The following is a 13,402-nucleotide window of genomic DNA, read 5'->3' on the forward strand; positions in this document are numbered from 1 at the left end:
GCCTCCGTGACTATCCTCTCCCCGCTTCCGGTTGATCCACATAACCCGGCCAGCATCCTCCCCGATTTGGAGGCCGCCATTGCTGGCCAAGGGTGCTTTTTGCCGCTCCCGCTTGCCGACGCCACCCGCGCCACCCTCCTGCGCAATACTCAACGCGCCGGCGAGCCCATCGACTCCAGCATCGCCCTGGTGATGTCCACCTCTGGCTCCACTGGCACGCCGAAAGGCGCGCAGCTCACCCCAGCAAACCTGGTGGCCAGCGCGGATGCCACCCACCAGGTGCTCGGCGGCACCGGCCAGTGGCTGCTCGCCATGCCGGCCCACCACATCGCCGGCATCCAGGTACTGGTGCGCTCGCTGGTAGCGGGCGTCGACCCGCTGTGCATGGATCTCGGCGAGGGCTTCGATATACCCACCTTCGCCCGCGCGGCCGCAGATCTCGACCGTACCGGGGACCGCACCTATACCGCGCTCACCCCGCTACAACTGGCTAAGGCCATGGATTCGGTCGAAGGCATCGACGCGCTGCGCACCTTTGACTCCATCCTTGTCGGTGGCGCGGCCATCAACCCGCGCCTGCGCGCAGCGGCCGAGGAACTGGGCATTGCGGTGGTGGCGACGTATGGGTCGTCTGAAACCGCCGGTGGCTGCGTCTACGATGGCCGGCCGATTCCTGGGGCCCAGGTGCGCGTCCAGGACGGGCGCATCCTCTTGGGCGGGCCCACCATCGCCCATGGCTACCGCAACGCGCCCGAGCACCAGGCCTTCCGCGAGCCAGGCTGGTTCGCCACGTCCGACGGCGGCTTTATCGACGCCGGCACCCTCACCGTCACCGGCCGGCTGGATAACGTCATCGACTCCGGCGGCCTCAAGCTGCACCCAGAGGCGCTAGAAACCGAAATCCTCAAGGTCAAGGGCGTGGACCATGCCTGCGTCGTCGGCGTGCCTCACCCGCGCCTCGGCCAGGCGATTATGGCGGCCTATACCGGCTGGGCCGATATCGGCGATATCCTCGAAGCCCTCGAAGATGCCGAGCTCCCCCGCTGGCAGATCCCGAAGGACATCAAGCGCCTCGCGGAATTCCCCACCGCAGGGCCGGGCAAGATAGACCGCCAGGCGGTAGCGCGCATCTTCGGCGCTTAGCCACTTTCCGTATCGCGCACCGCAATCTCGCGCGCCGCGGATTCGCCGAGCGAAAAGCTGGCTCCATTATCCACGCTAACCTCTAGGAGGCCGGCTACCGGCGGGGCAACGACGGTCAGCCGCACGCCTGGACGAACCCCGTGCTTGTCCAAGTAGCGCAGGAATTCGCCATCGGCGTCATTGACCTGTTCCATGGTGGCGGGAGAGTTGGGTGGGACGTCGGCAAGCGTAATGCGCGAGAGCGGCTCAGCCGTGCCATCGGCCGCCGGAATGGGATCGCCGTGGGGATCGCGCGCAGGGGCGCCGAGGAAAGCATCGATGCGCTCGACAAACCTATCGGAGGTCGCATGCTCTAGCATTTCGGCTTCCTCATGCACCTCGTCCCAGGTATAGCCCAAGGTGCGTACCAAAAAGGTCTCGAGCAACCGGTGGCGGCGCACCATAGCCACGGCCAACTCGCGGCCTTCCTCCACCAGCCGAACACCAAAGTAACGCTCGTGCTCCACTAGGCCCTTGGCCGCGAGGCGCTTGACGGCCTCGGAGGTGGTGGGCAGCTTCTGACCGGCAGCCTTGGCCAGATCACCGAGCGGCATGGCGGTATCAGAACCCGCCTTTTCCTCGTGGTTCCACAAAATCTTGAGGTAGTCCTGGGTGCGTTCGGGCAGCTCGCTTACGTGCATTCACCCCATCGTAGTTCATCGTATTGCTTCCGTAAGTTTCAATATGTATGTTTTACAGAGTTCATTCCATTGAACTTTGGTATTCATTTCTACTTTAAGGACTTTTCGTTGCAGAAAACCACCGCACTTCCCCTCGCCGTACTGCTCGCCGCTACTACGCTAACGGCCTGCTCAAGCGGCGATGACAACCACGGAGATAGCCTAAAAATCTTCGCCACCACCGGCTACTTGGCCGATGCCGCAGCCAACCTCGCCCCCGAAGCCGATATCACCACCATGGTCGGCCCCGGCGGTGATCCGCACACCTACCAGCCCACCACGCACGATATTGAGGCTATGAAGGACGCCGACCTCGTACTTTGGAATGGCCTCCACCTCGAGGCCCAGATGGTGGACCAGCTCAAGTCCCTGGGAGACAAGCAGCTCGCGGTGGGCGATCAGCTCGATGAACAAGATCTCCTGCCCTGGCCGGAACAAGGAAAGGGCGGCGAGCAACTCTATGATCCGCATATCTGGAATAGCCCCAAGCTGTGGAGCCAGGCTGTCGAGAGCATCGGCGACAAACTTGGCGATATCGACTCCGAGCACGCCGCGGACTACTCCACTGCCGCCGATAACTACGAAAGCCAGATCGCCGCCGCACAGGACAAGGCTAAGAAGGAACTCGCTGCTGCGAAGCCCCGGGTGCTCATCACCGGCCATGATGCTTTCAACTACTTTGGCAAGACCTTCGACTTTGACATTCACGCCACCGATTTCGTCACCACCGAGGCCACAAAATCCGCCACCGAGATTTCCGCTCTGGCCGATACCATCGCCGATAAAAAGGTCCCCGTCATCTTCAAGGACAATCAAGCCAACCCACAGGCCATCACCTCGCTGCAGCAGGCCGTGGAGTCCCGCGGCTGGAAGGTTACCGTCTCGGACGAGGAGCTCTTCGCCGATACCCTCGGACCCGACGCGCCCACCGATACCTACCTTGGGGCTTTCGAGCACAACGCACACACCGTGGCAAAGGCCTTAAGCTAATGCTGCGCGCCACCCACCTCACCGCAGGCTATCCGCGCACGCCCCTGCTTGCCGACGCCACCTTTGCCCTCACTCCCGCCACCATCACCGGCCTCGTGGGCGCCAACGGCTCCGGCAAGTCCACCCTTGTGCGCACCGTGGTGGGCTTGCTTCCACCGCTTAACTGCGAATCGCTCACCTTTGATGGCACCAACCTTGCCCATTTCCGCCACCGGCTCGGTTACATGCCGCAGCACGCGGATATCGATTGGGATTTTCCGGCCACGGCCTTCGACGTCGCGCTTATGGGTCGTACCGCCGGCCTGCGCTGGTGGCAGTGGCCGAGCCGCGTCGATAAGCGCGCCGCTCACGACGCGCTCGCCCGCACCGGAATGCAAGAGCACTCGCACCTGCCCATTTCGGCCTTGTCCGGCGGCCAGCGCCAGCGCGTCTTACTCGCTCGCACGCTCGTGAGCGATCCCGAGCTCATTATCTTGGATGAGCCCTTCGCTGGGGTCGACGCCGCAAGCCAGCGCGCCATCATGGAGGTACTGGAGAATCTGCGCGCCGATGGCGCCACCATATTGCTGGTCCACCACAACCTTGCAGAGGTGGCCAATTTCTGTGATGAGGTCCTCATGGTGGGGCAAGGCCGCCTTATCGCCGCCGGCCCTACTGGCCAGGTACTGACCGAATCCGCCATCGCCGACATGTTCTGCTTGCCGTCATGAACCCACTAGAGCTCTTTCAGGATTTCACCTATACGCAGGCGCTTTTGGGGACGGTACTCATCGGAGCCTGCGCCGGTGCGCTCGGCCCGCTGGTCTATGTGCGCCGCACCAGCCTGCTCGCTGATGCCATCTCGCATTCCTCCCTGCCTGGCCTGCTGGTCGCCTTCGTCGTGGCTACGGCCTTAGGGTGGGACGGCCGCAATATCTGGCTGCTTTCTGCCGGCGCCATCCTCACCGGCACACTGGCCGTCGGCTGTATTCACCTGATTCCACGGCTGGCCCCGCTCGGCCCGACCACCGCGATGGCCGCTACGCTTACCACATTCTTCTCCATCGGCATGCTGCTCATGCAGCATATTTCCCGCCAGCCCTTGCCCGGCAAGGCCGGCATCCAGGATTACCTGCTGGGAAACGCGTCCACACTCACGCGCGCCGATGTGAGTTCTGCGCTCGTCATTGGCGGCGGCGTCTTGCTAATTCTTTCTTCGGTACACACTCGGCAAGCCACCGTCGCCTTTGACGCCCCCTTTGCCCGCGTAGCCGGCATTCGCACCACGGCCTTAAATGCCCTCAGCTTCCTCTCCTTAACCGCCGTCACGGTTATAGGCGTCAAGGTGGTCGGCGTGGTCCTCATGGTGGCCGTAGTCATCAGCCCGGCCGCGGCCGCCCGCCCCTGGGTTCACCGCCTGCTTCCCTTCATTGCGCTAGCAGGCTTCCTGGGCGCGCTCACCGCCGCCGCGGGTTGCTACCTTTCCATCGCCTTCGGTCCGCTGCCCACCGGCCCCATCATCGTGCTGGTGCAAGCCGCCGCCGTAGCGTTCAGCCTCGTCATCAGAAAGCTTCGACCATGACCCTTGCCGCTACCGCTTGCCTGCTCGCCGTCCTTACCGCCGTAGCATGCGCGCTGCCCGGCACTTTTGTAGTTCTACAGGGACAGGCCATGCTTATCGACGGCATCGGCCACGCCGTCCTCCCCGGCATCGCCGTGGGCTACCTTTTAACCTCCGATATCGACTCCCCGCTGCTGCTTATTACCGCCGCAGCCGGCGCCCTGACCGTTGCGCTTGGCACGCGGTGGCTGCAGCGCAGCGCGCTGGTTACTGCCGACGCCGCCCTGGGCCTCATCTTTCCCGCCCTCTTTGCCGCCGGCGTCATCCTCATCTCCACCCGAATGAGCCACGTGCATATCGACGTCCACGCCGTCTTGGTTGGCGATGTTAACCTCGCCGCCTTTTCTAACCCCCACTATTGCTATGTCATGGCCGCCGTGCTCGCCGCGAATGCGATCTTTTTCGCGTTTGCCCTGCCGCGCCTAGCAGCCACGTCATTTGACGCTGCGTTCTGCACCGTGCGCGGGGTCCACTCCCGCGCTGTACAGACGACCTTTATGGCGGTAGTTGCCTGCACCGCTACTGCCGCTTTCCACGCCGCCGGCGCCATGCTGGTAATCGCCTTGATGGTCTTTCCCACCATGACCGCGCGGCTTTTCACCCGCCGCGTGCCTACCCTAATGCTCGCCGCTTGCGGTATCGCAGCACTCAGCGCAGTCGCAGGATTCTGGCTGGCCTATTGGCTTGATGCGGCCACCTCCGCCGCGATGACGGTCACCAATGCCACTTTTTTCTTCGCGGCACTAGCTGCCTATCGGCTGCGCCGTCGCGCCTACCTTGGCTAATTGCCGCCCGCGCGTGCCGCAGTGGCACAATGGTGGCTATGTCTGCGTCGAAGTCTGCCCCGAATTCTGGGGCCCGTTCCGCCGGTAATTACCCCGCCACTGCTCAGGATTGGCTCGAGGGCGCGCGCCCGCATACCTGGGCCAACGCGTTCGCGCCCGTCATTGCGGGCACCGGCGCGGCATTCGGCATCGACGGCGGCCACGTGGGCCGCGCGCTCCTCGCCCTCATCGTGGCGTGGGCGCTTATCATCGGCGTGAACTACGCCAATGACTATTCGGATGGCATCCGCGGCACTGACGACGACCGCACCGGCCCACAGCGCCTGACCGGCGGTGGCTTGGCCCGCCCGCAGCACGTAAAGCTCGCGGCCTTTGCCGCCTTCGCCGTGGCCGGGCTCGCCGGCATCGCGCTCTCCCTCGCGGCGCATGCGTGGTGGCTCATCCTCGTCGGTGCGCTATGCATCGCCGGCGCCTGGTTTTATACCGGCGGCAAGAACCCGTATGGCTACCGCGGGCTCGGCGAGGTCGCAGTCTTTATCTTCTTCGGTCTCGTCGCCGTGCTTGGCACCGAATTCACCCAGGCCGGCCGCCTATCGTGGTCGGGCCTCGCACTGGCCGTGGGCATCGGCGCGATGAGCTCCGGCGTCAACCTGGTCAACAATATCCGCGATATTCCTTCCGACGCCGAGACCGGCAAGATTACCCTCGCCGTGCGCCTCGGCAACGAGAAGGCGCGCCTGCTCTTTACGGTGCTGCTCCTGCTGCCATTCTTGCTGACCATCGGCATCGCCTTCGGCAGCTGGCTCGCGCTCGCCGGCTTGGTCTACTTCCCCCTTGCGCTGCGCGCCATCCGCACCGTCAACCGCGGCGCCAAAGGCCCAGAGCTTATCCCCGTGCTCGGTCTGACCGGCCGCGCGATGCTGCTGTGGGCCGTGATCGAGGCCGCAGCACTCATCATCGTCTAGTCCTGCGCGGCGCGGCCTTCCAGCTCCGCCTGGACCCAGCGCTTGTGGGCCTTGCGCTGGGCGGAGTACTCGGCCAGCGTCTGGGTGGCCTCGATGCGCCACTTTTTAAAGATCAGCATCGATAGCGGCAGCGCCACAAAAAGCGCCAGCAGCGCCGCGATGAGCACCGGGATGGGAAAGCCGATGGTGATGGCCAAAATCTCGATCACCGCGGTCAATGCGATAAAAAGCACTACGCGGGCGAGCCCGTACTTCCACAGCGCCGCGCGCGAACGGCGGCGCAGTTCTGGGTCCGGCTTGGGTGGCTCAGGGTTATGCGTCATGGGGGTTGATTGTACGCGGTGCAGGTAGAATCGCACGCATGGGCCGAATCATCCTCCTCCTACTCTTTGTCCTCGCCGCCTACCTCGTCTGGAAGGCCTTCGGGCCCTCGACATGGAAAAAGCGCGAGGTGGAACAACCCCGCGCTATCAAGGGCCCCGACGATGACGAGGAATTCCTGTGGAACCTAGAAAAGGAGCGCTTCAAGCAGCGCCGCGCACAGGAGGCAGAAGAAGAAAAACGCCGCCAGCGCCGCAAACGCGACGCCGACGGCGAGAATGACTAGGCTTCCTTCGGCACAAACCGCATCTCGAGGCCTAAGGCCTCGGCCACGGCGGTAATCTTTTCCCAACGCACGCCCGCACCACCGTGCTCGATGGTGTGGAGGGTGGAGCGGGAGATACCGGCGGCGTCGGCAAGCTGCTGCTGCAAAATGCCCAACTCGCGGCGCCGCTCGGCAAATTGGGCGCCAAGGCCCAAAATCACGGCATTATCGCCGGCCGGCTTTCCCTGTTTATGGCGCGGGCTCGTATGCTCCGCCATCTAGTTCAGCCCCGCATAGGAGTGCAGGCCGGAGACGACCATATTGATAAAGATCAGGTTGAAGACCATCAGCGCCATCGCCATAACGTTGATCCATGGCGCCGCCTTGCGGAAGGCCGGCGTCGCACGCGCGTGCAGGTAAGCGGCATACAGGATCCAGGTGGCAAAGGACACGGTCTCCTTCGGGTCCCAGCCCCAGAAGCGGCCCCAGGCGGACTCGGCCCAGATGGCGCCCAAGAGGATGCCCAAGCCCAAGGTCGGCAGGGTGATAACAGCCAGGCGGTAGGCCAGCTGGTCAATCTTCGCGGCAGAAGGCAGCGGGCGGGCCACCGCACCGAAGAAGCCATGCTCGGCATGCTTCGGTTGCGCCATACGGAACAGCGTCAGCAGCGAGACAATGCCGGAGATAATACCGATGGACGCACCCAAAGAAACCACGGTGACGTGGATGGGCAGCCAGTGCGACTGCAGCGCCGGCACCACCGGGGCGGACTCGGCATAGAGCTTGGTGGAGCCATAAAACATCAGCGCGAGGGTCGGGGTGAGCAACCACGGCCACACGGTGCGCCATTCCTTGCGCTGCATGGCAATATTGCCCACCAGCAGCACGCCAAAGCTCACCATCAGCACGTACTCGTACAGGTTGCCAAACGGGAAGCGGCCGGTAGCCAGGCCACGTAACACAATCGCCGCGGCGTGCAGGGCAATGCCCACCCACATCAGCGCGCTGGTCATGCCGCCGAGCTTATCGGCCTTGCGCTCCTTTTCCTTCAGCTCATCGGCCGTGATTCCGGAAGAAGACTGGGCAACCTCGCCGGCATAGCTCTGCTTGTCGACGCCCCCAGCGCCCGCCCCCACCAAGACCTTCGCGGCCTCGGACTTCACGGCGCGGCGGCCCTCGATGATGCCCTGCATGCGGCCGTAGTAAAACAGCGACAAAAAGAGCGCGACGCAGTACACCACAAAGGCGGTCTGCACCGCGATATCCGAGAAATTAGACAGATTCTGATCGATCTGCATGAATGCTCCTAGCCTTCACACGTGCGGGATAAGTGCTGATTACCTTACTCAGCGAAACGGCCCAATCCAACTTTTGTTGGATCGGGCCGGGGCGCTAATCGTCGGTATAAAGTTCGTCTTCTTCGACCTCGTCTGGGTCGGGCAGCTCCAGCAGCGCGCGGTGCAGCTCGTGGAACTCCTCGGACCAGCCGGCGCGGTCGGTGCGGGCGAGGCCGCCCATTTCCACGTCGGTGCCGCCGGCCGCGTTCGGCCGCAGGCGGATGTAGACGCGGCGGCGCTTAATCACTAGCGATCCCACCAAGGAAATGAGCATCACCAGCGCGGAGGCCAGCACCCACTTCTGGAAAGGATCATAAGAGACCTGGTAGTTGGCGAACTCGCTGGCGCCGTCAAAGGTGATCTTCGTGCCATCGTCCAGGGTGACGTCCTCGCCCTGGTTGAGGTTCACGCGGTCAATCTTTTGTAGCTGGCCGGACTGCACCAGGTTCGGGTCCAGCGAGAAGAAGGACTGCGGGGTGCCGGTGTCCAGGCCGGCATCACCGCGGTAGATATCGATGGCCATCGCCGGATCCTGCAGCCCGGGATATGCGGACTGCAGCAGCTTGCCGTTCTCGCCGGCCCATTCGGCCGTGGGCGCGAAGAGGCCCTGGATGGCGATCTGGTTCTGGCGGCGGTCATAGAGATCCGGGTGCATGCCGGCCGGTGGGTCGAAGCGCATCGCGCCGGAGGACAAGAAGAAGGTCGTGTCATTCGGCTGGAACTGAATGGTCTGGGTGCGCTTTTCGCCATTGGGCCATTCCACCGTGACCGTCGGCGCGTAGCCGTGGCCCTGCAAGTAGACGCGGTTGTGCGCCAAACGCAGCGGGTGGTTGACCTTGAGCTCATAGTCCTTCCACTCGGAGTCATCCTTGTAGATGTCCTCGCCCTCCGCGTAGGAGACGTTGGAGGTAAACATCTCCGCCTGGCCGTTGGGCAGGTAATCCGCCGCGAAGTCATGGGCGATGAAGCAGAAGGGGTGGAGACCGGTGCCGTCGAAAAGCGGGCCGGCGCGGAAGGAGTCAAAGTTGGACGTGGAGGTATTGCAGAACTCTGTGGACTGATCCAGGGTCTGGCCGCCGCCCTGCGAGCCGGACTCGGTGACCACGATGACCTGGCCCTCATAGTTGACCAAGCGGCCGGCAGCGACGGTGACCAAGATGGCCACCAGCGCCACGTGGAAAATGAGGTTAGCCAGCTCGCGGCCGTAGCCGCGCTCCGCGGAGAAGGTATGCACGCCGGCGCGGTCTTCTTCGGGGGCGTACTCGGCCACGCGCCACTTCTTCAGGCGCTTTGTAATTTCCGCGGATAGCTCGTCCTCGCTCTTATCCGAGTGCCCCTCGGCCGCCAGCGGCAGCTTGTGGAGGTATTTCGGCGCGCGCGTTGGCGGTGTCTTCCACGCCTTGTAGTGATCCCAAGAGCGCGGCAGGATGCAGCCCACCAGGGAAATGGCCAAGAGGATGAAGATGGCCTGGAACCAGACGGAAGAAAAGACGTCGAAAAGCTGCAGCTTGTCGTAGATCTTCGCTACGTTGCCGTTGGACTCGATGAAGTCCTGCACGTTCTGCTCGTTGAGGTCGCGCTGCGGCAGCAAGGAACCGGGAATCGCGGCCAGCGCCAGCAAGAAAAGCAGCGCCAGTGCCGTGCGCATGCTGGTCAGCCAATGCCAGGCTTTGCGGAAATATTTCACGTCTCTCCTAAATCAGGGTGGCGCCGTAGTCCACGGTCCACTGGCGGATGAAGTTAATAAACTCGCCCCACAGGCCGGTTACCAGGGCCAAGCCGACGAGGATCATGGCCACGCCGCCGATGACCTGGATGGTATGCGAGTGCTTGCGGGCCCACGAAATCGAGCGCATTGCCCGCGCGGAGCCCAGCGCCACCAGCAGGAACGGCAGGCCCAAGCCCAGGCAATAAAAGATGATGAGCAGCACGCCGCGCGCGGCCGTCATGCCTTCGGTGCCGGCCGATACGGAAATAATCGCGGCCAGCGTTGGGCCCAAGCACGGCGTCCAACCCAGCGCGAAAATCCCGCCCAGCAGCGGCGCGCCCAGCCAGGTGGTCCAGCGCTTCGGCGCCATGCGGGTGTCCTTCTGCAGCGCCGGGATCGCGCCGAGGAAAACCACACCCATCAGGATGGTCACGCCGCCGCCGATGCGCATGAGCGTCTCCTCATTGAGCCGAAGCGCGGAAATCGCGCCGAATACGGAGACCGTCGCCAGCAGGAAAACCACGGTAAAGCCCAGGATGAACAAGGCGGCGGCCAGTACCACGGCCCATTGCCTGCGCTTGCCGACGCCCACCCCCAACTCACCGTCAAACGTAACCTCGCCGCCCACCACGCCGGCCAGGTAGGAAATATAGCCAGGCACCAGTGGGACGACGCACGGGCTGGCAAAACTCACCAGCCCCGCCACGGCGGCCGCGAACAGGCCCAGAATGAGAGGGCCGGAGGTCGCGGCTTCGGCAAAAGAGTTGCCGATGCTCGCTGCGTTGTCCATTTATTCCTTTTCTAATTTGTCCACTACGTCCATCACATCTTGAGCGGTGATGGACCGCAAAAAGACCGTAGCCGGGCGGTGCTGTTTATCCAAGACGATGGTGGTCGGGACCACAGAGGTGGGCACGCCGCCCAGGGCCGCCGCGGTCTTAAACGGTGGATCGTAGATGGAGGGGTAGGTCAGGCCATTATCCTTGAGAAAGTCATTGGACACCTGCGGGTTATAGTCGCGCACGTTGATGCCCAAGACAGTGCCAATCTTCCGCTTCTGTAGCTCGGAGTGGATCTCTTGGAGGTCATCGGCCTCGGCGCGGCACGGAGCGCACCACTGGCCCCAGGAGTTGAGCACGACGATTTCGCCGTCATAGTCCTCCAGGGAAATGGTCTTATCTCTAAAGCGCACATCCTCACCGGAGAACGTGCGCAGCGGCTTGCGCTCGGATTCCTCGTAATTGATGACCTTTTCGCCGCCGGGCGTGATGAACTCGAAGTTGCCGCCGGTAGCAACGGCGTTTTGAGCATTATCGGCGTCTTGCGAGCAACCGGCAAGCGGCAGCGCGATGGCTGCCGCCGCCAGCACCGCGCCGACTGCGCGTCTGCGTTGTAGTGCCATTAAATCTCCTGGGCCGGCGAGGAGTAGAAGATATCGGTGACCTGGTTATCCTCAAAAAGCAGGGAGGTAACCGAGGCCAGGTCGCATTCGCGGTTCCACGGCGCGTGCGGCAGGCGCTGGCCCAGCACGGTGCGCTGCACCATCACGATGGGCAGCTGGTGGCTGACCAAGATCGCCTCGTGGCCGGCCGCGGCGGTGCGGGCGCGTTCGATGGAGCCCAGCATGCGCTCGGCAATCTGCTCATAGGGCTCGCCCCACGAGGGCTCCAGCGGGTTGACCAGCAGCGGCCAGCGGCGCGGGTTCCACAGCGCGGAACGCAGGCCTTTTGTGCGCAGGCCCTCGAAGCGGTTGCCGGACTCGATGAGCGTCTTATCGACGTCCACGTCTAGCCCCGTTACCTGCGCAATCGGCCGCGCGGTTTCCTGGGCGCGCTGCAGCGGCGAGGCCGCCAGGTAGGTCACGTCGTGGTCGCGGAAAGACTCCGCGGTGCGCGCCGCCATGGAATGCCCGCGCGAGGACAGGTGATAGCCCGGGATGCGACCGTAGAGGATCTTCTCCGGGTTGTGGACCTCGCCGTGGCGCACGAGGTGAACGATAGTGCGTGTCATGTCTCTCCTTGGTGTGCGGGACTTAATGTGCGGGACGCGCGGCGGCCGCCGCCTGCGCGGCGGGCTTGAGGGCGGCTTCGATGAGTTCAAAGTCGGCGTCGGTAAGAGCATCCGAGACAAACCAGGTCTCGAATGGGCTCGGCGCGACGTAGATGCCGTTATCCAGCAGGGCGTGGAAGAACGGGGTGAAGCGGAAGGTCTCGGCCGCCTGCATATCGGCAAAGTTGCGGCCCTCGCCCTCGGCAAAGCGGATGGAGAACATCGAAGACGCCCGCTGGATGTGGTGCGCTACGCCCTCGGCCGACAGCGCGGAAGAAATCATGCCGGTCAGGCGGTCCGCGTTGGCCTGCAGGCGCTCGTAGAGCGATTCATCGGCCAGCTCCAAAGACTTCAATCCGGAGGCCATGGCCACCGGATTACCGGACAGCGTACCGGCCTGGTAGACCGGACCGTCCGGGGCGAGGTAGTCCATAACTTCGGCGCGGCCGCCGAAGGCAGCGGCCGGCAGGCCACCGGAGACGACCTTGCCGAAGGTCACCAGGTCCGCCGCCACGCCGTCGACGCCGTACCAGCCCTTATAGGAGGTACGGAAGCCGGTCATGACCTCGTCGAGGATGAGGAGGGCGCCGTCGCTATGGGCGACGTCGGCAAGCGCGGCGTTGAAGCCTTCCTCTGGTGCCACGGTGCCCATGTTGCCGGCCGAGGCTTCCGCGATGATGCAGGCAATCTCGCCCGGGTGCTGCGCAAATGCCTCGCGCACGGCCTCGATATCGTTATAAGGAACGACGATGGTATCGGCCGCCGTCGCGCCCGTAACACCCGGGGAATCCGGCAGCGCGAAGGTCGCCACGCCGGAGCCGGCCGAGGCCAACAGTGCATCCACGTGGCCGTGGTAGCAGCCCTCGAACTTCAAAACCTTAGCGCGGCCGGTGTAGCCGCGGGCCAAGCGCACCGCAGACATGGTGGCCTCGGTGCCGGAGTTGACCATGCGCACCTTATCGGCCGCGGTGCGCGCGACGATGGCCTCCGCCAGCAAGGCCTCACCCTCGGTGGGCGAGCCGAAGCTCAAGCCACCCGCAGCCGCCTGCTGCACGGCCTCCACAATCTCTGGGTGCGCATTGCCGTGAATCATCGGGCCATAGGAACTGACCAGGTCAACGTACTCATTGCCATCGGCGTCCCACAGGCGAGAGCCCGCGCCGCGCTCAATCACGCGAGCCTGGCCACCCACGGAGCCAAACGCGCGCACCGGCGAGTTCACCCCGCCCGGAATCACCTTGGAGGAACGCTCAAACCACTGTTGCGACTGGGAAGTATTAGGCATGTCTGTCATTCTAGCGATTCGCGCGCTATACAAAAGTTGGAGTGCGCGATTCACAGTCAGCCGCTAAACTTCGGGGCGTTGCACTTTTCAATTCGGGGGGATTTTCAATGCAGCGCACTCTCATTTTCGCCATCCTGGCCGCTTTCTGCCTCGCCGGCTGCGCCCAGCCCGAACCCGAGCGGCCGCTGCCTACCTCGGTGGGTGCCACCCCGCTTGCCGACGCCCCCTCCTGGCA

16 protein-coding genes are annotated in these 13,402 nt (G+C 63.9%); 7 read left to right on the top strand and 9 right to left on the bottom strand.

Annotation, left to right across the window (positions count from 1 at the left end; translation table 11 throughout):
• Positions 1-6 precede the first annotated feature (6 nt).
• Complete coding sequence (gene menE / locus MHY08_RS09715; protein ID WP_239236465.1) at positions 7-1,143, top strand: o-succinylbenzoate--CoA ligase; 1,137 nt, start codon at positions 7-9, stop codon at positions 1,141-1,143.
• Here menE and MHY08_RS09720 read toward each other — a convergent pair.
• Complete coding sequence (locus MHY08_RS09720; protein ID WP_239236466.1) at positions 1,140-1,823, bottom strand: metal-dependent transcriptional regulator; 684 nt, start codon at positions 1,821-1,823, stop codon at positions 1,140-1,142. The two genes, menE and MHY08_RS09720, sit on opposite strands and share 4 nt — an antisense overlap.
• Before the next feature lie 108 nt (positions 1,824-1,931).
• Between MHY08_RS09720 and MHY08_RS09725 the strand changes: the two genes are divergently transcribed.
• Genes MHY08_RS09725 through MHY08_RS09745 form a run of 5 tightly spaced genes read left to right on the top strand, consistent with a single transcriptional unit; the run spans position 1,932 to position 6,202 of the window.
• A complete protein-coding gene (locus tag MHY08_RS09725) occupies positions 1,932-2,852 on the top strand; it encodes a metal ABC transporter solute-binding protein, Zn/Mn family (protein WP_239194745.1) in 921 nt (306 codons plus the stop codon).
• Positions 2,852-3,562, top strand: a complete 711-nt coding sequence (locus MHY08_RS09730; RefSeq protein ID WP_239236467.1) for a metal ABC transporter ATP-binding protein — start codon at positions 2,852-2,854, stop codon at positions 3,560-3,562. Before MHY08_RS09725 ends, MHY08_RS09730 begins: the two co-directional genes overlap by 1 nt.
• Positions 3,559-4,413 (top strand): metal ABC transporter permease, encoded by an 855-nt coding sequence (locus tag MHY08_RS09735; protein ID WP_239236468.1) that lies wholly within the window; start codon positions 3,559-3,561, stop codon positions 4,411-4,413. Before MHY08_RS09730 ends, MHY08_RS09735 begins: the two co-directional genes overlap by 4 nt.
• Positions 4,410-5,237 carry a metal ABC transporter permease gene (locus tag MHY08_RS09740; RefSeq protein ID WP_239236469.1) on the top strand — a complete coding sequence of 276 codons (828 nt, stop codon included), beginning with the start codon at positions 4,410-4,412 and terminating at the stop codon, positions 5,235-5,237. The genes MHY08_RS09735 and MHY08_RS09740 overlap by 4 nt, the downstream gene beginning before the upstream one ends.
• A gap of 38 nt (positions 5,238-5,275) precedes the next feature.
• Complete coding sequence (locus tag MHY08_RS09745) at positions 5,276-6,202, top strand: 1,4-dihydroxy-2-naphthoate polyprenyltransferase (RefSeq protein WP_239236470.1); 927 nt, start codon at positions 5,276-5,278, stop codon at positions 6,200-6,202.
• Here MHY08_RS09745 and MHY08_RS09750 read toward each other — a convergent pair.
• Complete coding sequence (locus MHY08_RS09750) at positions 6,199-6,525, bottom strand: DUF4229 domain-containing protein (RefSeq protein ID WP_204610312.1); 327 nt, start codon at positions 6,523-6,525, stop codon at positions 6,199-6,201. The genes MHY08_RS09745 and MHY08_RS09750 overlap by 4 nt on opposite strands.
• Positions 6,526-6,563: 38 nt before the next feature.
• Between MHY08_RS09750 and MHY08_RS09755 the strand changes: the two genes are divergently transcribed.
• Positions 6,564-6,809 carry a hypothetical protein gene (locus MHY08_RS09755; protein WP_204610314.1) on the top strand — a complete coding sequence of 82 codons (246 nt, stop codon included), beginning with the start codon at positions 6,564-6,566 and terminating at the stop codon, positions 6,807-6,809.
• On the opposite strand, the gene MHY08_RS09760 is transcribed toward MHY08_RS09755, so the two are convergent.
• The 7 genes from MHY08_RS09760 to hemL all read right to left on the bottom strand — a co-directional run bounded on the left by MHY08_RS09760 (position 6,806) and on the right by hemL (position 13,176).
• Positions 6,806-7,066 (bottom strand): helix-turn-helix domain-containing protein, encoded by a 261-nt coding sequence (locus MHY08_RS09760; protein WP_005327923.1) that lies wholly within the window; start codon positions 7,064-7,066, stop codon positions 6,806-6,808. The genes MHY08_RS09755 and MHY08_RS09760 overlap by 4 nt on opposite strands.
• Positions 7,067-8,086, bottom strand: coding sequence for a c-type cytochrome biogenesis protein CcsB (gene ccsB / locus MHY08_RS09765; RefSeq protein WP_239236472.1), 1,020 nt, complete (start codon positions 8,084-8,086; stop codon positions 7,067-7,069). It lies immediately after the preceding gene.
• A gap of 94 nt (positions 8,087-8,180) precedes the next feature.
• The gene (locus tag MHY08_RS09770; RefSeq protein WP_239236474.1) at positions 8,181-9,812 is read right to left on the bottom strand and encodes a cytochrome c biogenesis protein ResB; all 1,632 of its coding nucleotides are present in this window, start codon (positions 9,810-9,812) and stop codon (positions 8,181-8,183) included.
• A gap of 7 nt (positions 9,813-9,819) precedes the next feature.
• The gene (locus MHY08_RS09775) at positions 9,820-10,623 is read right to left on the bottom strand and encodes a cytochrome c biogenesis CcdA family protein (protein WP_239236477.1); all 804 of its coding nucleotides are present in this window, start codon (positions 10,621-10,623) and stop codon (positions 9,820-9,822) included.
• Positions 10,624-11,235 (bottom strand): TlpA disulfide reductase family protein, encoded by a 612-nt coding sequence (locus tag MHY08_RS09780; RefSeq protein ID WP_239236479.1) that lies wholly within the window; start codon positions 11,233-11,235, stop codon positions 10,624-10,626.
• Positions 11,235-11,843, bottom strand: a complete 609-nt coding sequence (locus MHY08_RS09785; protein ID WP_005327918.1) for a histidine phosphatase family protein — start codon at positions 11,841-11,843, stop codon at positions 11,235-11,237. Before MHY08_RS09785 ends, MHY08_RS09780 begins: the two co-directional genes overlap by 1 nt.
• Positions 11,844-11,865: 22 nt before the next feature.
• Positions 11,866-13,176, bottom strand: a complete 1,311-nt coding sequence (hemL, locus tag MHY08_RS09790) for a glutamate-1-semialdehyde 2,1-aminomutase (RefSeq protein WP_239236481.1) — start codon at positions 13,174-13,176, stop codon at positions 11,866-11,868.
• Positions 13,177-13,402 lie beyond the last annotated feature (226 nt).

It is taken from the genome of Corynebacterium sp. ACRPJ (genome assembly GCF_022347345.1).
Taxonomy (GTDB): Bacteria; Actinomycetota; Actinomycetes; order Mycobacteriales; family Mycobacteriaceae; genus Corynebacterium; species Corynebacterium tuberculostearicum_D.